Source organism: Luteimonas cucumeris (assembly GCF_007830035.1).
GTDB lineage: Bacteria > Pseudomonadota > Gammaproteobacteria > Xanthomonadales > Xanthomonadaceae > Luteimonas_C > Luteimonas_C cucumeris.
The window spans coordinates 192,879-212,692 of record NZ_VLKN01000002.1; the positions used below are offsets into that span (position 1 = coordinate 192,879).

Annotated in this window: 10 protein-coding genes; 7 read left to right on the forward strand and 3 right to left on the reverse strand. The window is 66.2% G+C overall.

Annotated elements, in window-relative coordinates:
* Positions 1-49: 49 nt before the first annotated feature.
* Both IP90_RS04010 and IP90_RS04015 read right to left on the reverse strand, forming a co-directional pair.
* Positions 50-3,706: a methylmalonyl-CoA mutase family protein gene (locus IP90_RS04010; RefSeq protein ID WP_144898343.1), complete on the reverse strand. Its 3,657-nt coding sequence runs from the start codon at positions 3,704-3,706 to the stop codon at positions 50-52.
* Between the two features lie 315 nt (positions 3,707-4,021).
* The gene (locus IP90_RS04015) at positions 4,022-6,097 is read right to left on the reverse strand and encodes a C1 family peptidase (RefSeq protein WP_144898344.1); all 2,076 of its coding nucleotides are present in this window, start codon (positions 6,095-6,097) and stop codon (positions 4,022-4,024) included.
* Positions 6,098-6,318: 221 nt separating this feature from the next.
* On the opposite strand from IP90_RS04015, the gene IP90_RS04020 reads away from it, so the two are divergent.
* The 4 genes from IP90_RS04020 to IP90_RS04035 all read left to right on the forward strand — a co-directional run bounded on the left by IP90_RS04020 (position 6,319) and on the right by IP90_RS04035 (position 11,650).
* Positions 6,319-7,890, forward strand: coding sequence for a phospholipase D family protein (locus IP90_RS04020; protein ID WP_425477066.1), 1,572 nt, complete (start codon positions 6,319-6,321; stop codon positions 7,888-7,890).
* Complete coding sequence (locus IP90_RS04025) at positions 7,887-9,107, forward strand: tetratricopeptide repeat protein (RefSeq protein ID WP_144898345.1); 1,221 nt, start codon at positions 7,887-7,889, stop codon at positions 9,105-9,107. Before IP90_RS04020 ends, IP90_RS04025 begins: the two co-directional genes overlap by 4 nt.
* A 186-nt stretch (positions 9,108-9,293) precedes the next feature.
* Positions 9,294-10,394 carry a Glu/Leu/Phe/Val dehydrogenase dimerization domain-containing protein gene (locus IP90_RS04030; protein WP_144898346.1) on the forward strand — a complete coding sequence of 367 codons (1,101 nt, stop codon included), beginning with the start codon at positions 9,294-9,296 and terminating at the stop codon, positions 10,392-10,394.
* A gap of 98 nt (positions 10,395-10,492) precedes the next feature.
* Complete coding sequence (locus tag IP90_RS04035; RefSeq protein ID WP_144898347.1) at positions 10,493-11,650, forward strand: isovaleryl-CoA dehydrogenase; 1,158 nt, start codon at positions 10,493-10,495, stop codon at positions 11,648-11,650.
* A 207-nt stretch (positions 11,651-11,857) separates the two neighbouring features.
* On the opposite strand, the gene IP90_RS04040 is transcribed toward IP90_RS04035, so the two are convergent.
* Positions 11,858-13,870, reverse strand: coding sequence for a serine hydrolase domain-containing protein (locus tag IP90_RS04040; RefSeq protein ID WP_242007476.1), 2,013 nt, complete (start codon positions 13,868-13,870; stop codon positions 11,858-11,860).
* Positions 13,871-14,143: 273 nt separating this feature from the next.
* On the opposite strand from IP90_RS04040, the gene tssK reads away from it, so the two are divergent.
* The 3 genes from tssK to IP90_RS04055 all read left to right on the forward strand — a co-directional run bounded on the left by tssK (position 14,144) and on the right by IP90_RS04055 (position 19,794).
* The gene (tssK, locus tag IP90_RS04045; RefSeq protein WP_144898709.1) at positions 14,144-15,475 is read left to right on the forward strand and encodes a type VI secretion system baseplate subunit TssK; all 1,332 of its coding nucleotides are present in this window, start codon (positions 14,144-14,146) and stop codon (positions 15,473-15,475) included.
* 30 nt (positions 15,476-15,505) lie between these two features.
* The gene (gene icmH / locus IP90_RS04050; RefSeq protein ID WP_144898348.1) at positions 15,506-16,297 is read left to right on the forward strand and encodes a type IVB secretion system protein IcmH/DotU; all 792 of its coding nucleotides are present in this window, start codon (positions 15,506-15,508) and stop codon (positions 16,295-16,297) included.
* Between the two features lie 98 nt (positions 16,298-16,395).
* Positions 16,396-19,794, forward strand: a complete 3,399-nt coding sequence (locus tag IP90_RS04055; RefSeq protein WP_242007477.1) for a type VI secretion system Vgr family protein — start codon at positions 16,396-16,398, stop codon at positions 19,792-19,794.
* Positions 19,795-19,814 lie beyond the last annotated feature (20 nt).

Below are 19,814 nucleotides of genomic sequence, written 5' to 3' on the forward strand. Positions count from 1 at the left end.
TAATAAGGCCCATTCACATGGGCCTTTTCCTTACAAGGTTCCTACCGCGTTACATATTCCGCCGATACTCCCCACCCACGTCATACAACGCATGGCTGATCTGCCCCAGCGAATGCGTCTTCACCGCTTCCATCAACGCCGCAAACACGTTCTTCCGGTCACGCGCGGTCTTCTGCAGGTAGCCCAGACCATGTCCGTCGTGGACCATCGGCGCTTCCTCGTCGGCATCGGCGATGTGGGCATGCGAGGTCTCGCCGCTGGGTGCCAGTGTATTGCGTGAGCGCTGCCAGTGGGCGACGTTCTCGATCTGCTGGCCTTTCTCCCCTTCGGTGCTGCGGATCAGTTCGATCTCGGTGGCGATCTCGCCGGCGTGTTCCTTGGGCAGGAAGGTATTGACGCCGACCAGGGGCAGCGAGCCGTCGTGCTTCTTGTGCTCGTAGTACATCGACTCTTCCTGGATCTTGCCGCGCTGGTACATGGTGTCCATGGCGCCGAGCACGCCGCCGCGCTCGCTGATGGCTTCGAACTCCTTGTAGACGGCTTCCTCGACGATGTCGGTGAGGTACTCGACCGCAAAGCTGCCCTGCCAGGGGTTCTCGTTGAAGTTGAGGCCCAGTTCCTTGTTGATGATCATCTGGATGGCGACGGCGCGGCGCACGCTTTCCTCGGTCGGCGTGGTGATGGCCTCATCGTAGGCGTTGGTGTGCAGGCTGTTGCAGTTGTCGAACAACGCGTACAGCGCCTGCAGCGTGGTGCGGATGTCGTTGAACTGGATTTCCTGCGCGTGCAGTGACCGGCCGCTGGTCTGGATGTGGTACTTCATCATCTGGCTGCGGGCGTCGGCGCCGTAGCGCTCGCGCATCGCACGCGCCCAGATGCGGCGGGCGACACGGCCGATGACGGTGTATTCCGGGTCCATGCCGTTGCTGAAGAAGAACGACAGGTTGGGCGCGAAGTCGTCGATCTTCATGCCGCGCGCGAGGTAGTACTCGACGATGGTGAAGCCGTTGCTGAGGGTGAACGCCAGCTGCGAGATCGGGTTCGCGCCGGCTTCGGCGATGTGGTAGCCGGAAATGCTGACCGAATAGAAGTTGCGCACCTTCCTGTCGACGAAGTACTGCTGGATGTCGCCCATCATGCGCAGCGCGAATTCGGTGCTGAAGATGCAGGTGTTCTGCGCCTGGTCTTCCTTGAGGATGTCGGCCTGCACGGTGCCGCGCACGCTGGCCAGGGTCTCGGCCTTGATGCGGGCATAGGTGTCGGCATCGACCAGCTGGTCGCCGGACAGGCCGAGCAGGCCCAGGCCGAGGCCGTCGTTGGTCGGCGGCAGTTCGCCGTGGTACTGCGGACGCTGGCGGCCTTCGAACAGCTGGTCGATCTTCTGCTGCGCCTCGGCCCAGCGCGCGTCGTCGGCCTTCAGGTATTTCTCCACCTGCTGGTCGATGGCGGTGTTCATGAACATCGCCAGGATGATCGGCGCCGGGCCGTTGATGGTCATCGACACCGACGTGGTCGGCGCGCACAGGTCGAAGCCGGAGTACAGCTTCTTCATGTCGTCCAGCGTGGGGATGTTGACGCCGGAGTTGCCGATCTTGCCGTAGATGTCCGGGCGCGGCGCCGGGTCCTCGCCGTACAGGGTGACGCTGTCGAAGGCGGTGGACAGGCGTGCGGCCGGCTGGCCGACGCTGAGGTAGTGGAAGCGGCGGTTGGTGCGCTCCGGCGTGCCTTCGCCGGCGAACATGCGGATGGGATCCTCGCCGGTGCGGCGGTACGGATACACGCCGCCGGTGTAGGGATAGCTGCCGGGCAGGTTTTCCTTCTGCAGGAACACCAGCAGTTCGCCCCAGCTGCGGTAGGTGGGCGCGGCGATCTTGGGGATCTTCTGGTGGCTGAGCGATTCGCGGTAGTTCTCGACGCGGATCTTCTTGCCGCGGACTTCGTACTCGGTGACTTCGTCGGTGATCGACTTCAGGCGCTGCGGCCATTCGCGCAGCAGCTTGAGGGATTCGGACGAGAGGGATTGGATGGCCTCGTTGTAGCGTTGGCGCAGGGTGAGGAGGGAGCGGTCGATGCCATGACTGTCATCCCGAGGCGAAGCCGAGGGACCTGCTTGTTCTTTTGCTGTGGGAGAAGCATCCAGCAGGTCCCTTGCTGCGCTCGGGATGACGGTGCTGGTGAGGTCGTCGACGCTGTAGAGGTCGAGCTGCTTCGGCAGCTTGTCGTCGCCGATGTCCTGCAGCGACTGCCAGTAGCTCTGCGCGCGGTCGGCGGCTTCGGCCTGCTTGTCGATGCCGGCGTTGATGCTGCGGCCCTGTTCGGCGATTTCGGCGAGGTAACGGACACGGGCGCCGGGAATGAGGACGGTGGCGCGCGGTTCCTTGAGGGTGGTGTCGATCTGCGGCGTCCACTGCTCCACCGGCAGCTGCAGCTTGGCGCTGAGCAGTCGGCACAGGTTGGCGAACATCCAGCTGATGCCGGGGTCGTTGAACTGGCTGGCGATGGTGGGATAGACCGGGACGTCCTCGTCCTTCGTCTGGAACGCGACGCGATTGCGCTTCCACTGCTTGCGGATGTCGCGCAGCGCGTCTTCGGCGCCGCGCTTGTCGTACTTGTTGAGCACGATCAGCTCGGCGTAGTCGATCATGTCGATCTTCTCGAGCTGGCTGGCCGCGCCGTAGTCGCTGGTCATCACGTACATCGGGAAGTCGACCAGGTCGACGATCTCCGAATCGGACTGGCCGATGCCGGCGGTCTCGACGATGACGAGGTCGTAGCCCAGGCCCTTGAGGAAGGCGATGCAGTCCTTCAGCACGGCGTTGGTGGCGACGTTTTGCCGGCGCGTGGCCATCGAGCGCATGTAGACGCGATGGCTGCGCAGCGAGTTCATGCGGATGCGGTCGCCGAGCAGCGCGCCACCGGTGCGGCGGCGGGTGGGATCGACTGAGATCACCGCGATGCGCATGTCCGGGAAGCTGGACAGGAAGCGGTTGAGCAGCTCGTCGGTGACGGAGGACTTGCCGGCACCGCCGGTGCCGGTGATGCCCACGACGGGGGTCGTGGGACGTGATTCGTGATTGGTGATTCGTGATTCGGAAGAGCGGGGATTGGCCCAGCCCTTGCGCAGCAGGGCGAGTTCGGATTCGCTGAACTCGCCGTCCTCGATGGCACTGAGCATGCGACCGATGGCGATTTCATCGTCGATCGCCGGCGCTGCCCGCCCTTTCGAATCACCAATCACCAATGACGAATCACGGTTGCGCGTCGCACGCGCAACCACGTCCTCGATCATCTCCACCAGCCCCATCTTCATGCCGTCGTTGGGGTGGTAGATGCGTTCGACGCCGTAGGCTTCGAGTTCGCGGATTTCTTCCGGCGTGATCGTGCCGCCGCCGCCGCCGAATACGCGGATGTGCGGGGCGCCGCGCTCCTTGAGCATGTCGACCATGTACTTGAAGTACTCGACATGGCCGCCCTGGTAGCTGGACAGGGCGATGGCGTCGGCGTCTTCCTGCAGCGCGGCGCGGACGACGTCCTCGACCGAGCGGTTGTGGCCCAGATGCACGACTTCGGCACCCTGCGACTGGATCAGCCGGCGCATGATATTGATCGCCGCGTCGTGGCCGTCGAACAGGCTGGCGGCGGTGACGAAACGCAGCGGCGCGGTATCGGCCTGGGTCTGGGGGATGCTCTGGGCCGGCGTGCTCATGGCGCTCTCTATACGGAATACGTGATGGCCGTATTGTAGCGCGGAGGGCTGCGGGGCTTGTTCTTGTGGGTTTTGTGGTGGGTTGCGGGGTTATTGGTGTGTGCGGCGGATGTCTGGAGCCAAGTCACTGGGTCGCGCTCAGCGCTGCGCCTCGCTCATCCTGAGCTTGTCGAAGGACGCGGGGATGACGGCTGAAAGCTGGCGCTCTCGGCTTGGCCCGACGCACCTGGAAGGCAATGCAGCCAGATCAAGATGGGTCCCGGCTTTCGCCGGGATGACGGCATAAAGCGATGAGGCATCACACCTCGAGCGCGATCAACCCTCCAGCGCGCGACACAGCTTGTTGCGGCGGTCGTCCAGACCGGCATTGGAGCGATGGATGTCGAACTGCACCGGCGTGCCGGCGCGGCCGAGGATGCGTGCGACCGTGGCTTCCAGCGTGGCGCGGTCGTCGTCGAAACCGCCGTGGCTCGTGGCGTCGCTGGCATCGGGCGAGCCCTGCGGCAGGCCGGATATCGGCGCCTGCACCCAGTCGAGGCGGCCTGTCCTGCGCAACTCGTGCAGGCGTTCGTAGCCCAGGGCCTGGTCGGCGGGCGTCTTCGCTTCGATGAAGCGCGCCATGCCGGCGATCGGCGTGCCCTGCGCCAGGCGACGGTCGATCCAGCTGCGCGCCTGCGCTTCGAACGCATGCGCGACCAGGTACAGCAGCGACTTGTGGTAGACGCCGGCGCAGTGGTCGTCGTTCTCGGCCTTGTCGGTGAGCGTGAACAGGCAGGTGCGGTCGATGCGCTTGGCTTCGATGGCGCGCGCGTAGGTCATCAGGAACAGCTCGACGGTGATCGCCGGCGCCCACAGGTTGACGCTGGCCAGTTTCGCACCCATGCCGGCCATGCCGTCGGCGGGGCCGCCGCTGATCCGTCCCGGCGTGGTCAGCAACTGCACCAGCGGCGCCATCAGGATCGAACCGGCGCTGTGTCCGGCGACATGCAGTTCCACCGAGGCATCGGTGCCCATCCATTCGTTGAGCAGGCGCGCCACCAGCGCGGCGCCGCCGGCCTCCTGCGTGCCAGTCGCGGTGCGCACGACCGCAGTGGTGGCGAGGATCGCGTTCTCCTTCATCTCGTTCCACAGCGCCTTGCCACCGATCGCGCGCGCCAGCGGTTCCAGCGTGTCGTCGAGGCGGTCGAGCAGCAGGTCCTTGGCCTTGTCGAGCAGGCCTTCGCTGCGCGGCCGGGCGACGTCGCGCAGGATGTTGCCGAGCGTGGTCCAGAAGTCGGTCTTCCAGATGAAGCACAGCGGATAGATCTCTTCCTTGAGCATCGCCTCGCGATAGTCGGCGACGCGCTGGATCGCGGTCTGTTCCGGCACCAGCCCGCCGTGCGCGTACAGCAGCACGCGTTTCTTCTTCCATGACTTCATCGTCTCGCGCATGTCCTCGCGCACGATGTTGCGCACGTCGTCGATGGTGGTGCCGAAGCGGCCGCTGTCGCGCAGACGACCATCGTTGCCGAGGCTGATGATGTGCGGGCGCAGGTCGGCCTGCGAATAGCCGGTGGATTGCCGGGCCAGCGCGGAATTGCTGACCGCCGTGGCCTGCGCGCGGCGCAGCTGCACCGGTACCGCCAGGCGCGCGACCCAGACATCGGTGCCGCGTTGCAGCCATTCGTCGTAACTGACGTGGGCGAAGCCCTCGCGTCCCCACCTGCGGCCCCAGGAGTTCTGGATCCAGAAGCCGTCGTCGTCGTAGGCGACGATGGCGAAGGCGTGGTAGCCGAGTTCGTCCTGCTCGCGCCATGCGATCCGGCCACTGCGCGGCGGCGCCAGCCAGCCTTCGTGCACGCCGCTGGATGCGTACAGCACGCGCACCTCGGCGAACGCCGCGTGCATCGCCACGAGGTCCTTGTGGTTGACGCGCAGGTAGGCGCCAAGCGGATGCCGCAGCGCGTCGCGTGCGCGTGCCTCGGTGTACGGCTCCAGTTCCAGGCCCGGCTGGTAGGGCCATGCCCGTTCCGAGCACACGCCGTGGCGGTGCCAGCCCTTCATCGCGCCGCGGCAGCTGGAACCGGAATAGCTCTCGCCGCTCCATTCGTCGTAGCGCCGCGCCATGTCGTAGAACATGCGCGTGCTGACCCGCGTGCGGTTGGCGCCGGAACTGCGCGTGCGCAACAGCGTATGCGCGACGGTGGCCAGGCCGAACGCGGTGCAGGCGCCTTCCAGGCCCTGGTCGAGCATCGGCACGTCGCGCTGCAGGTGCTCGGACAACGGCACAGAGGTCGGCACGTCGACCAGGGTCGGCTCGAACATGCGATCGCGGAAGTCGGCGGTATCGGGGCGCGCGTCGAACAGGCGCGTGGCATTGGCGGGCTTGCGCGGCGATTTGCGGGCGGCCATGGGCTTTCTCCTTGCGTTGCAGGCGACTGCAGGAACAACGACGAACCGGCGGATGCGCGGACAAGGCAGCGCGGCGAATACGGCTCGTCATCGGTATGCCGGGACAGCTTGCGCCCGCACCGTCTCCTGAACCGCGACCGGCATCGCGTTACGCTTGTCGCGGCGCGCGGCCGACCCGATACTCGTCGCGTGGCCACCGTTACGGACTTGGGGAAGCCCGAATGACGCGCATGCGCCGCCTGCTGGCCTGGGGAGCTTTCACGCTGGTGCTGGCGATCGTCAGCGGCATCCTGCTGGCCGATCATCTGACGCCGGCTGCCACCGGCGCGCCCAGCCACGTGCTGCCGGTGCAGGCCGCACAGACCGCACTCGACCGCGAACTGGTGCCGCTGCTGGCCAGGCATCCCGGCCAGACCGGCGCGTTGATGGTGCCGGACGGGCTGGATGCGTTCGCGGCACGTGCACTGTCGGCACGCAGCGCCGGTCGCAGCCTCGACCTGCAGTACTACATCTGGCACGACGATCTCACCGGCCGCCTGCTCGGACGCGAGGCCTACCAGGCGGCGCAACGCGGCGTGCGCGTGCGCATGCTGCTGGACGACATGAATGCCGAAGGCCTCGACACGAAGTTGCTGCTGCTGGATGCGCATCCCAACATCGAGATCCGCCTGTACAACCCGTTCCGCAACCGCAATGGCCTGTGGCGCGTGCTGGAGATGGTGCAACGCGTATTCAGCGTCAACCACCGCATGCACAACAAGGCATGGATCGCCGATGGCCGCGTGGCCGTGGTCGGCGGGCGCAACATCGGCGCCGAATACTTCGATGCCGGCGACGAAGTGAATTTCCGCGACCTGGATCTGCTGCTGTTCGGCCCGGCGGTGGCGCAGGCCAGTGCGATCTTCGACGACTACTGGAACAGCGCCGCCGCGGTGCCGCTGTCCACCCTCGCCCGCCGCAGTTCGCGTGCGCTGGAAGAAGTGCAGGCCGATATCCGCGTGGAAGCCGCCAGCCCGGAAGCGCAGCGCTACCTGCAGCGCGTCGATGCCTCGCCGAACGTACGTGCCTATCTGGGCAAGGAGCTGGATCCGTTCTGGAGCAGCCGCATCCGCGTCGTCGCCGATCCGCCGTTGAAGTGGAAGCAGGACGATCGCCGCCAATGGCTGGCCAACCAGCTGGAACGGACCATGGGCAAGGCGCACCACAAGGCGCTGCTGATATCGCCCTACTTCGTGCCGGGCCAGGCGCTGGCCGCGCAACTGGGCGAACTGGTGCGCGAAGGCGTACAGGTGGGCGTGATCACCAATTCGCTGGCCGCCAACGACGTGATCGCCGTGCATGGCGGTTACGGCAATTACCGGCGGCGACTGCTGCGCGATGGCGTGCAGCTTTACGAGATCCGTGCCGAAGCACGGCCGCCGCACGGCGACGGCCACGCCACCAGCCTGTTCGGCAGCAGCGGCGCCAGCCTGCATACCAAGGCGTTCGTGATCGACGACCGCCACGGCTTCGTCGGTTCCTACAACCTCGACCCGCGTTCGACCGACCTCAATACCGAGATGGGTGTGCTGTTCGACGATCCGCGCATGGCCGCCGCCCTGCGCGACGAATATCTGCGGCTGGCCAGCCCCGAACTGAGCTTCTGGGTGCTGCTCGACGACGACGGCGAGGTGCGCTGGCTGGATCGCGCGCGGCAGCCGCCACTGCTGCTGCAACACGAACCCGACACCAGCGTGGTCCAGCGCGCGATCGCGCGCGTGATCGGCTGGTTGCCGATCGAATCGCAGCTGTGAGCGCCGCATCGAACATCGATGCATTGCCGGCGCTGCGCACAGCGGCCGAAGACGGCGATCCCGCCGCACTGCATCGCCTTGCCATCGCGCTGGCTGCGCGGCAGGCGCATGCCGAAGCCTTCGTTCTGCACAAACGCGCTGCGATCGAAGGCTTCGTGCCGGCGCAACTCGATCTTTCGCGGATGCTGCTGCACGGCATCGGCTGCAACGCCGAACCACGCACGGCGGTGTACTGGTTGCGCCACGCCGAAGGTATGGGCAATGCCGAGGCCAGCTGCCAGCTGGCGTTCATCGCGCTGGGAGGCGTCGCGATGCCGCGCGACGGCCGCATCAACGAACGCGTGCTTGCCGCCGTGCAGGGCGACTGTCCGCAGGCGCTGCTTGCCGCGGCGATCCATTTCGGGCGCAAGCAAAACCAGGCCGACCAGCAGGCCTGCGTGCAACTGCTCGACCGCGCCGCCAGCCATGGCGCCATCATCGCGGCGCAACTGCTGGCCGAACGCCTGGCCCGAGGCGAAGGCTGCGCGATGCAGTCCACCGCCGCGCAGCGGATACGGCGACGGCTGGCGTCGATGGGCGTCGCGCCGCTGCCCGCCATCTGGCGACCCGACGAAGCCGCGCCTGCCACGCCAGGCGCACGCGCGGCGCCACCGGGCACGATCGCGCTGGAGGACGACCTGCACGCGGCAGCGACGCAGACCCTGTCGCAGCAGCCGTGGTTGATGCAGATCGACGCATTGCTGTCGGCCGACGAATGCCGCCTGCTGGTGGCCTGCGCGCGGTACGACAGTGATGCGGACGATGGCACCGGCCTCCACCACGAAGACCTGGCGCTGCGCCTGGTGCAGCTGCGGCTGGCACGTTCCGCGCGCATGGAACTGGCGCAGGCCGAGCCGCTGCGGACCTCGCATTTCGAACATGCACATGCGCCCGACGTCGACGATCCTCCCCGGTCCGATGCGCACGCGAGGGCCGCTGCCCGCGCAGGCGACCGGACCAGGACGATCCATGTCTTCCTGAATGCGGATGCCGGCTTCGCGTTCGCCGCGGCCGGCATCGCGGTCGCAGCCAAGCCCGGACGCGCCGTGATTGTCGATGGCAACGCGATCGAGCAGGTACAGGCACGCCTGCGTGGCCGCAACGTCCCGGCCGCCGAGCGCGTCGGCCAATGGCTGGCGACACTGCACTTTCGCCACCGCCGCTATCGCGATTTCTAGCCGCCCGATAAACCGTGCGTGCCCGTATGCGCGGGCTTTTGCGACGGGAACTGCTTAGAATGACGCGCCTGCATCGCCCGGCATCCTGCCGTTTTCACCCGCGAATGCAGCTATTTCAACGTCTTACAACACCTATTTGGCGTCCTTCACGATGCGCAACGCGGCTGTCGGCGCCTGGAGTTCATGATGATTTTCGAAACCCTCGATACCTTCGGCCATGAGCAGGTCGTGTTCTGCCACAACAAGGACGCCGGCCTGAAGGCCATCATCGCGATCCACAACACCGTGCTGGGCCCCGCGCTGGGCGGCACGCGCATGTGGCCGTACAAGACCGAGGGCGATGCGCTCAACGACGTGCTGCGCCTGAGCCGCGGCATGACCTACAAGAACGCGGTCGCCGGCCTCAACATCGGCGGCGGCAAGGCGGTGATCATCGGCGACCCGGCCACCGACAAGTCCGAGGCGCTGTTCCGCGCGTTCGGCCAGTTCGTGGAATCGCTGGGCGGCCGCTACATCACCGCCGAGGACGTCGGCATCGACGTCAACGACATGGAATACGTGTACCGCGAGACCGAATACGTCACCGGCGTGCACCAGGTGCATGGCGGCTCGGGCGATCCCTCGCCGTTCACGGCGTACGGCACGCTGCAGGGCCTGATGGCCACGCTCAACAAGAAGTACGGCGACGAGGAAGTCGGCAAGTATTCCTACGCCGTGCAGGGCCTGGGCCACGTCGGCATGGAGTACGTGAAGCTGCTGAAGGAACGCGGTGCCAAGATCTTCGTCACCGACATCAACCAGGGCCTGGTCGAGAAGGCCGTCACCGAATACGGTGCGGAAGCCGTCGGCCTGGACGAGATCTACGACGTGCCGGCCGACGTGTACTCGCCGTGCGCGCTGGGCGGCACCGTCAACGAGCAGACCCTGCCGCGGCTGAAGGCGAAGGTGATCTGCGGCGCGGCCAACAACCAGCTGGCCAACAACGCGATCGGCGACGAAGTGGTCAAGCGCGGCATCCTGTATGCGCCGGATTACGCGGTCAACGCCGGTGGCGTGATGAACGTGGCGCTGGAGCTGGACGGCTACAACCGCGAACGCGCGATGCGGATGATGCGCACCATCTACCACAACCTGGCGCGCATCTACGAGATCGCCGAGCGCGATGGGATCCCGACCTACCAGGCCGCCGACCGCCTTGCGGAAGAGCGCATCAGCACCATCGGCAAGCTCAAGCTGCCGCTGGGCCGTGCGCAGCCGCGCTTCCAGGGCAGGATCCGCGGGCATTGAGAGCCATGATTCGGGATTGGTGATTGGCAAAAGCAGTTGCCTCCCGTCTTTTGCCTTTCCCTAATCACCCATCACGAATCACCAATCACGGACAGACCATGCGCCCATTCCCGCTAGGTGAAGAAATCGATGCGCTGCGCGATGCGGTGCGCCGTTTCTGCGAAGCGGAAATCGCGCCGCGTGCCGCGCAGATCGACCACGACAACGCGTTTCCGCAAGATCTGTGGTCGAAGCTCGGCGAACTGGGCCTGCTCGGGCTGACCGTGCCGGGCGAGTACGGCGGCAGCGACATGGGCTACCTCGCCCACCTGGTGGCGATGGAGGAGATCTCGCGCGCATCGGGTTCGGTCGGGCTGTCGTACGTGGCCCATTCCAACCTGTGCGTCAGCAACCTCTACGCCAATGGCAACGAGGCGCAACGCCGGAAGTATCTGCCGAAGCTGTGCAGCGGCGAATGGAAGGGCGCGCTGGCGATGAGCGAACCCGGTGCCGGCTCCGACGTGGTCGGCTCGATGCAGTGCCGCGCCGAGCTGCGTGGCGACACCTGGGTCGCCAACGGCAGCAAGATGTGGATCACCAACGGCCCGGAAGCCGACGTGCTGGTGGTCTACATGCGCACCGCCGGCAAGGATGCGGGCAGCCAATGCATGACCGCCTTCATCGTCGAGAAGGGGATGAAAGGTTTCTCGACGGCGCAGAAGCTGGACAAGCTCGGCATGCGCGGTTCCAACACCTGCGAACTGGTGTTCGAGGATTGCGAGATCCCCGCCGAAAACGTGCTGGGTGAAGTCAACCGTGGCGTCAAGGTGCTGATGAACGGCCTCAACACCGAGCGCCTGGTCATCAGTGGCGGCCCGCTCGGACTGATGCAGGCGGCACTGGATGCCGCCCTGCCCTATGTGCGCGAACGCAGGCAGTTCGACGCCCCGATCGGCACTTTCAGCCTGATGCAGGGCAAGATCGCCGACATGTACACGGCGCTGCAGTCCTCACGCGCTTTCGCCTACCAGGTGGCGCGCGATTTCGACGCCGGCCACCGCTCGCGCATCGACGCGGCCAGCTGCCTGCTGCACGCCTCGGAAGCCTGCGTGCAGGTCGCGCTGGAAGCCATCCAGGCGCTTGGCGGCAACGGCTACATCAACGAATACCCGACCGGCCGCCTGCTGCGCGACGCCAAGCTGTACGCGATCGGCGCCGGCACCAACGAGATCCGCCGGATGCTGATCGGGCGCGAGCTGTTCGACGGCAAGTCGTGAGTTTTGCCTTGCAGCTTTTAGCCTTCCCCTTCAAAGAGGGGTTGGATGGGATGGGTTTGACTTGGACTGTCACCGCAAGATCAAACCCATCCCCATCCCGGCCTTCCCCTTGAAGGGGAAGGAGAAAATCAAAGCAGCGGAGCTTGCTCCGCTGCCTTTGCTTCTGAAGTCGTCATTCCCGCGAAGGCGGGGATGACAGCTGAAAAGCTACTTCGCCTCGGCGAATGCGTACTCATGCTGCGCATCGCGCAGCACCAACGAACGTTTGCCGTCCTTGTCGGCGACCACGAACTCGAAACCATCCACGCCCGGCGAGACGGTCACGAACGACGTGCTGCCATCGTCGTTGCTGCGTGAGGCGGCTTCGCTCTCCCAACCGCCGAAATCGAACCAGGTAGCCGCGCCCTTGCGCGATACGTCGATGTCGCCGAGTTCGGCGCTGTGGTAGCGCGCCGCCAGCTTGCCGGACGACGTCGCGTCCGCCGGTGCGGTCAGCCGCTTGCGTTCCGCGGCAATGCCTTCCTTCAGGCGCTTGACCGAAGCTTCCACGTTCTCGGCCGCCTCCGGCTTGCCGTCGAACAGCACTTCCAGCAACCGCCGCTGGAACGGGCCGCGGATGTACACACCGGGGTCTGAATTGGTCAGGATTACCGCGCCGACATTATGTTCGGGCAGCCACAGCATGTCGGAATGGAAGCCGAGCATGTCGCCGCCGTGGTGCACCACCGGAATGCCCCAGGTGCGATCGACCATCAGGCCCATGCCGTAGCTGGCGTCATTGCCGAGCGCGACCTGCTGCTTGCGGCGTTCGAGCAGGGGCGCTTCGGCGATGTAGCGCTTGCCGTCCGGCAGCAGGCCATTGGCCAGTTCCATCTGCACGTACTTGAGCACGTCGTTGACGCTGCTCCACGCGGCGCCGGCCGGTCGCGCCGGCACGATGGTGTAGTTCAGGTCCATGCTCGCCCGCACCGTCTTTCCGTCCACATCCAGGCCGTGCGGCATGGCATGCTCACCGCGCATCGCCGCGTCGTAATCGAACGTGGTCGAGGCCATGCCCAGGGGATCGAACACCAGCGACTGCATCGCCGCGTCGTAGGCGGCGCCGTATTCCCTGTCCGGATACATCACGTGGCCACCGGCGAAGCCCGCGGCGGCGGCCATCGGGTTGGAGTACTGGAACAGTTCGCCGAATCGGCTGGTCGGCTGCATCGTCGCCAGCGTCTTCATCACCGATTCCGGCGTCGAGCCTTCGCTCTGGAACAGCCACTCCATGTCCTGGCGCGGCAGCCCGGTGCAGGCGCAGATCAGGTGCTTGACCAGCACCTGCCGGGTGGTATCGGCGTCGCCGAGCCTGAAGTCCGGCAGGAGCTGGGTGACCGGCGTGTCCCAGTCGAACTTGCCCTGCTCGACCAGCTTGGCCAGCATCAGCGTGGTCATGGCCTTGGTGTTGGAGGCGATCATGAACGCGGTATCGCCATCGACCTTGTCCGGCTTGCCCTGCTCGCGCACGCCGAAGCCGTCGGCGAACAGCACCTTGCCGTCCTGCACGATGCCGATCGCCACGCCGGGTACTTCCAGCTGCTGGCGTGCGTTTTCGACGAATTGCCTGAGCTGCTCCAGACGCGCGGCGTCGAGCTTGTGCGCGGTCTTGCCGGCGAAGGATTCGCGGCTGTAGCCCTTGGGCAGCAGCCGGTCGAAGATCAGCCGGACCTGGGCACTGCGCTTATCGCCGACGGCGTTGGCCATGTCGTAGATCGCCACGGTCCAGCGTTCGCCACGACGCAGCGCGGTCGCGCCGACGCCGCGCTGGTCGTTGGCCGAGGTTTCGTACTGGTAGCCGCGTATCTGTTCCCAGCCATCGCGCGCCGGCCGGTCGGTCGCCAGCTTGAGCGGCCACCTGGCCTTGGCGTCGTAGGCCTTCCAGGCCTGCGCGACGGCGGCATCGGCGTTCTTGGCCGCCACGTCGACCAGGGCGATATGCGAGCCACCTTCCGGTGGGGTGAGGATCACCGCCGGGCCGCGGGTCTCGATCGTCCAGCCGGCCGGCCCGACGAAGCCGTTGCCGTCGACGGTGGTACGGGGCGTGTCGGCGCTCAGGGTCTCCGGTTTCGCTGGCGTTGCGGAGGTCGCCGTCGGCGTCGCGGCCGGGCTGGACTCCTGCCTGCAAGCGGACACGAACAGCGCCAGCGTACAGAACAGCATCGGGATCAGACGGTTCATGGCAGCTCCGACTTCGGGACCGGCCAAGCATACTGCTCGGGACTGCCTGCTGTGGCAGCCCGCGATCGACTCGTCGTACTGCGTGCCGGTGCCTCCGGCACCGCTCTTTCAGTGCATTGGCGCATGCGCGCCGCGGAGCTTCGACGACCCGGCGATCTGTAGTAACCTCACCCGGCCGGATGGCTGCGACAGCACCCTGGCACCAGGCGAAGGAACGCCTCGACGCGACAAGCGTCGTTGGCAATGGATTGCAGCGAGGAATCAGTGAACAGGATGTCCAAGGTGTTCTGGGGGGAAGGCCTGTTCCTTCGCCCGCAACATTTCCAACGGCAGGATGCCTATCACGAGGCGAGGCTGCATGACCTCGCCGCGGCGTTGCATCCCTATGCCTGGGGCGTGCGCGAACTGAATTTCGATGCACAAAGCCTGGCCGGAGGCACGCTGCGTGCGCTGCGGCTGTCGGCGATCTTCCCCGATGGCGAACCCTATTCCGCACCCGGCAACGACGAACTGCCCGAAGCACTGTCGCTGGCCGAACTCGCGGCCGGCGTGCAGTCGACCACGATCCATCTGGCACTGCCGCTGCTCAAGGATCATGGCGGCAACTGCGGCGGTGACGCCGAAGGCGCAGCGCGTTTCATGCAGGGCAACGCGCAGACCGCCGACCTGTATACCGACGCCGGCGAAGCCGAACTGGCCTACCTGCGCAAGACCGTGCGCCTGCTTGCCGACGAGGAGCCACGCGGCCCGTTCGTGACGTTGCCGGTCGCGCGCGTGCGCCGTACTTCCACCGGTGGCTTCGAACTCGACGAGTCTTTCATCGCGCCTGGCGTCAGCATCGGCGCCGCACCGAACGTCCACCTGCAGCTGCGCCGCCTGCTGGATGCATTGCAGGCCAAGGCCGACGCACTGTACGGGCTGCATCGCGAACCGTCACAGCACGTCATCGAATTCCGCTCCGGCGATATCGCCTCGTTCTGGCTGCTGCATACGGTCAACACGTCGTTTGCCGCGCTGTCGCACCTGTTCCGGCACCCTGGCCTGCATCCCGAGCGCCTGCATCAGGAGTTGCTGCGACTGGCCGGATCGCTGCTGACGTTTTCAAAGATCCATGCACTGGCCGACCTGCCCGTCTATCGGCACGCCACGCCGGAAGCGGGGTTCAACCGCCTGTTCGAGATCATCCGCGAACTGCTCGACACCGTGATCTCGGCGCGCTATTTCTCGATCGCCTTGTCCGAGGTCAAGCCTTCGTTCCACCTGGGCCGGCTGGACTCGCAGCGCATCGACGAGAAATCCGCGTTCTACCTGGGCGTGGCTGCCGACCTGCCCGGTCCGGAACTGGTGCAGTCGGTACCGGTGCGCTTCAAGGTCGGCGCTCCGGACGACGTCGAGAAATGCGTGCTGTCGGCACTGCCCGGCGTCAAGCTCGCGCACGCCGCGCAGGTGCCTGCCGCGATCCCGGTGCGTCCCGGCAGCCATTACTTCGCGATCGAACCACGCGGTGCGCTGTACGAACGCATGCTCAAGTCGCAATCGCTGATGATCTACGTCCCCGCGGGTGTGCGTGAACTGAAGCTCGAACTGATCGCATTGACGCCATGATGGCCACGACACGACAAGGCAGTTGAGACGATGAATTATCCCCAGCCTCCCGTTCCGCAGGGCATGCCTTCGCTGTCGCCATCGCTGGCCAATCCGGTATCAGCGCAGGCCGGTGTCAATCCGCGCAGCCTGGTCGACCTGATGTCCGACGGCTTCTACCTGCTGATGCTGCTCAAGCGCGGACAGTTGCCGACCAGTGAAGGTCCGTTCGTGGAGTCGATCCAGCACTTCCTGGACAGCATGGAGCGCGGCGCGGTCAAACTCGGGATCGCCTCGGAGGATGTCTACGCGGCCAAGTACGCGTTCTGCGCTGCCGTCGACGAAGCGGTGCTGTCGCAGCCTTCGCCGCTGCGCGACGACTGGGAACGCAATCCGCTGCAGCTGCGCCTGTTCGGCGAGCACCTGGCCGGCGAGCATTTCTTCGACCGGCTCGAGCAACTGCGTTCACAGGGCGCGCCGCGCCTGCCATCGCTGGAGGTCTACCACTACTGCCTGCTGCTGGGCTTCGAAGGCAAGTACCGGCTGGAAGGACCGGAAAAACTCGGTTACCTGACGGCAAGGCTGGGCGACGAGATCGCCTACCTCAAGGGCCGGCGTGCCGGCTTTGCGCCGCATGCGCTGCCGCCGGACCGCGTCGCACATGCCCTGCGCCGGATCATGCCGCTGTGGGCGCCCGCGGCTTTCCTTGCCGCAGTGGGCCTGCTCGGATTCTTCGGACTGAATGCGTTGCTGGCACGCCACACCGAACGACAATTGGCCGGGTACAAGGACGTCGTGCAACTCCCGGCCCGTACCGCACACCTGACGATTACCTTGCCGTGAGTACTCCCTGGATATGGACATCCTGCACCCTGATCGCGAGCCAGTCGCGCCGCTGAGTCTGTGCGCCCGTCGTACCGAATTCGCGCGAGGGCCGCGTCATGGCTGACCCTGCCCAGTTGCTGTCGGCGATCACCGCCGCACTGGCCGACACGTCTTCGACCGTCAGCACTCCGACGGCCACGCTCGCTAGCGCGCAGGCAATGCCGTATGCCGGCACCACGGCGCTGGCCGAAGAACTGATCACGCTTGCCCGCTCCGGCGGCGATACCACCGCGCTGGCCGAGGAACTGGTGGCGATGGCACGCAGCGAGTTGCCCACGCAAACCAGCGCAACGCTCGGCACGCTGGAAACCGTCATCGCTTCGGGCCAACTCGCTGATGGCGGCACCGCCATGTTCGCGGGCTTGGCGCAGCTTGCACCGCTGGCCGCCGTGGTCGTGCAGGCGCTGCTGCAAGGGTCCGAACCCGAAGCCATCGTCGCCAGCATGGCGCCCACTGCAGTACAGCACTACCTGAAGTCGGGCCCGGCTCGGACCGCCGACGCCATGGTGCCGGCGCACCGAATGTCTTCTGCCGAAGCGCCTGCGGAAACCTTGTCGAACGCGGTCCGCGCCTTCGCACAGGATCACGTGGATGCCGGCAGCGGATCGCAAGCGGTTTTCGATTCGCCAGCCGCATCGCAGGTTCTCCGCGGAATCGACACGATCCGGGACCAGGCCGGGAAGATCGCGTGGTTGCCGCAGCAGGCTGCACTCATCGACAGTCCGCCTGCCTCGACATTGGACGCACGGGATCCGGCAGACGCGGGCGAATCGGTGCCGCATGAAATTTCCTCCTGGCGGCAACGCCTCCGCGACTACACACCGGCGGCTCGCGAACCGTCTCCACTCCACGGTGACCGCAGCGAACAACCAGCGCCTGCGCACGGCGAGACCGCAACTCTTTTTTCATTGGGTGATTCGCACGACCGGCTGATCGTGATCGAGACACCGCAGCCGCTGCCCTTGCAAGTCGAACGCTTCAGCGGCCACGAAGCGGTGTGCGAAGCGTTCAAGTTCGAGATCGATTGCCTGTCGCCATCCGCCTTCCTGGATCTGCGACCCCTGCTGGGCAAGCCGCTGCGTCTTGGGCTGCACACCGCCAGCGACGATCTGCGCCAATGGCATGGCTACTGCACTCAGGTCGCTGCGCTTGGCGGCGATGGCGGCCTCGCGCGCTATCGCCTGACCATGGAACCGTGGACCGCGTTCCTGCAGTTGCGACGCAACGCGCTGATTTTCCAGGACACGGATGCATTGGGCGCCGTGGAGGGGGTATTCGCCGACTACCCCCAGACCTCGTTCCGCAGCGATGTGACGCAGACCTTGCCAACGCGCGCCGTCATCACCCAGTACCGCGAAACCGACTGGGAATTCGTGACGCGCCTGCTCGCCGAGGCGGGCTTGGCCTGGCGGTTCGAACACGTCCCGGCCACCGACAGCGCAGGCGATCGCAATCAGGTGCAGCACACGTTGGTGATTTTCGATCGCAGCAGCGAACTGCCGCAGGCCACGCCGGCCACCATTCGCTTCCACCGGATCGACGCCACCGAAACGGAAGACGCGATGTCCCATTTCAGCGAGCAGCGCCAGGTAGTTCCGGATGCGGTCGGCACGGCCAGTTGGCAGCCCGAAAGGGTCGAGGCATTGTCGGCCGGCAGCGCAGTCGAACCGGTCGGACCGCATGTGCCGCGACGCGAGGTGTATGCCGTACCGCGTGCCGCTCGTTACGCCACCGGAGAACAGGCCCAGCAACAGGCTGACTTGATGCTCGACGCCCTGCGGCTGCCGCAGCGCCTGCACGCCGGTGCCGGCAGCGCCCGCGGCCTGGCCGCCGGCCGGGTGTTCACCCTGAGCCAGCATCCCGACCTGGCAGGACAGGCCTTCGTCCCGATAGCCGTGGAGCATGTCGCCGTGAACAATGCCGTCACGGCGCACGCGCCGGACTTCGGCGACGGCATCGCTGCCCTGCTCGACGACCCGGGCCGGGAACGCGGCAGCTATCGCAATCGTTTCCTGGCGGTTCCGACCGGCACGCCGCTGGTGCCGCAGGCGCGTCACAAGCCACTCGCGCCTGGTGCACAGACCGCGCGCGTGGTCGGCATGCCCAACGCGGCGATCACTGCCACGCGTGACCACCAGGTCCGCATCCAGTTCGACTGGCAGCGCGGCACGGCACCCAACGCTGGCGGCCTCACCGACGCCGGCAGCCGTGGCAACCCGAGCGGACATGCGCCCGGCAACGAACGCAGCGGCACCTGGGTGCGCGTCGCCGAATGGCTGGCCGGGCCGAACTGGGGCAGCCACATGCTGCCCCGGATCGGCAGCGAGGTGCTGGTCGAATTCCTGCACGCCGACATCGACCAGCCATTGATCACCGGACAGTTGTTCAACGGCGAGGTCTCGCCCTCTTTCGCGCTGGCCGACGCCAGCAACCATCCGGGCACGCTCAGTGGCCTGCATCATGGCAGCGTCGATGGCAGCGGCCACCAGCAATGGGTCATCGACGATGCCCGGGGCCAACTGCGCCAACGTCTGGCGACCACACTCGCCGACAGCCGCGCCGAGATCGGCTATCTGATCGAGCATGCGGACCATCTACGCGGAGGCTATCGCGGCCAGGGTTTCGAGGTCGCCACGGCCGGTTGGGGCAATCTGCACGCCGGACAAGGCATGCTGCTATCGACGTCGGCACGCAGTGGCCATACCAGCACGCAGCTCGACGTGACCGAGGCCGTCGGTCGGCTCAAGGCCGCCGAAGAGTGCGCCCAGGCGTTGAGCGAAGCGGCCACGCAACAGCACGTGCCGGCGCTATCTGCCAATTCGCAGCAGAGCGCGCTGCTGAAGGCGATCGATCCCGAACAGGACGGCAAATACAGCGGCAGCATCGGTGGCCAGCGGGCTACCAAGCCAAAGGTGGACGCGCGCAAAGGCAACGAGCCGGTCGAGAGATTCGCCGCCCCGCTATTGCTGGCCGAATCCCCGGACAGCATCGTCGCCGCGACTCCCAACAGCGCCCTCGCCTACGCTGGCGGCGCACTGCACCTGACAACCCAGGACGACGCGCACTTGGCTGCTGGCCAGACCTTCGCCGCCGTCGCCGGCGGCCCTGCCGCGTTCTACGCCCACGCCGGCCCGCTGCGCGTGATCGCCGCCAACAGCCCGGTCACCGTCCAGGCCCATGCCGGCGAACTTGAATTGCTCGCCGACCAGTCCGTCACGGTCACCGCCACTGATGACCGGATCGATGTACTGGCGCAAACCCGGATCGTGCTGCAGGCCGGGCAATCGCAGATCGTGCTCGACGGGGGCGACATTCGTTTCGAGTGCCCGGGAAATTTCACCGTCAAGGCCAGCCAGCATCCGTGGCGGCAAGGCGACCAGGGCAACGTGAATCTGTCGCTTCCCAACGGCCTGATCAACCTGAAACCGCAACGCATGCTGGATTTCTCTGGCTAATTGAAAAATAACAAGGAAGT

What these genes read in the sequence shown, in the direction of transcription:
- IP90_RS04010 (WP_144898343.1), bottom strand. Translation starts at nt 3,706, where the DNA reads ATGAGCACGCCGGCCCAGAGCATCCCCCAGACCCAGGCCGATACCGCG.
- IP90_RS04015 (WP_144898344.1), bottom strand. Translation starts at nt 6,097, where the DNA reads ATGGCCGCCCGCAAATCGCCGCGCAAGCCCGCCAATGCCACGCGCCTG.
- IP90_RS04020 (WP_425477066.1), top strand. Translation starts at nt 6,319, where the DNA reads ATGACGCGCATGCGCCGCCTGCTGGCCTGGGGAGCTTTCACGCTGGTG.
- IP90_RS04030 (WP_144898346.1), top strand. Translation starts at nt 9,294, where the DNA reads ATGATTTTCGAAACCCTCGATACCTTCGGCCATGAGCAGGTCGTGTTC.
- IP90_RS04035 (WP_144898347.1), top strand. Translation starts at nt 10,493, where the DNA reads ATGCGCCCATTCCCGCTAGGTGAAGAAATCGATGCGCTGCGCGATGCG.
- IP90_RS04040 (WP_242007476.1), bottom strand. Translation starts at nt 13,870, where the DNA reads ATGAACCGTCTGATCCCGATGCTGTTCTGTACGCTGGCGCTGTTCGTG.
- tssK (WP_144898709.1), top strand. Translation starts at nt 14,144, where the DNA reads ATGTCCAAGGTGTTCTGGGGGGAAGGCCTGTTCCTTCGCCCGCAACAT.
- icmH (WP_144898348.1), top strand. Translation starts at nt 15,506, where the DNA reads ATGAATTATCCCCAGCCTCCCGTTCCGCAGGGCATGCCTTCGCTGTCG.
- IP90_RS04055 (WP_242007477.1), top strand. Translation starts at nt 16,396, where the DNA reads ATGGCTGACCCTGCCCAGTTGCTGTCGGCGATCACCGCCGCACTGGCC.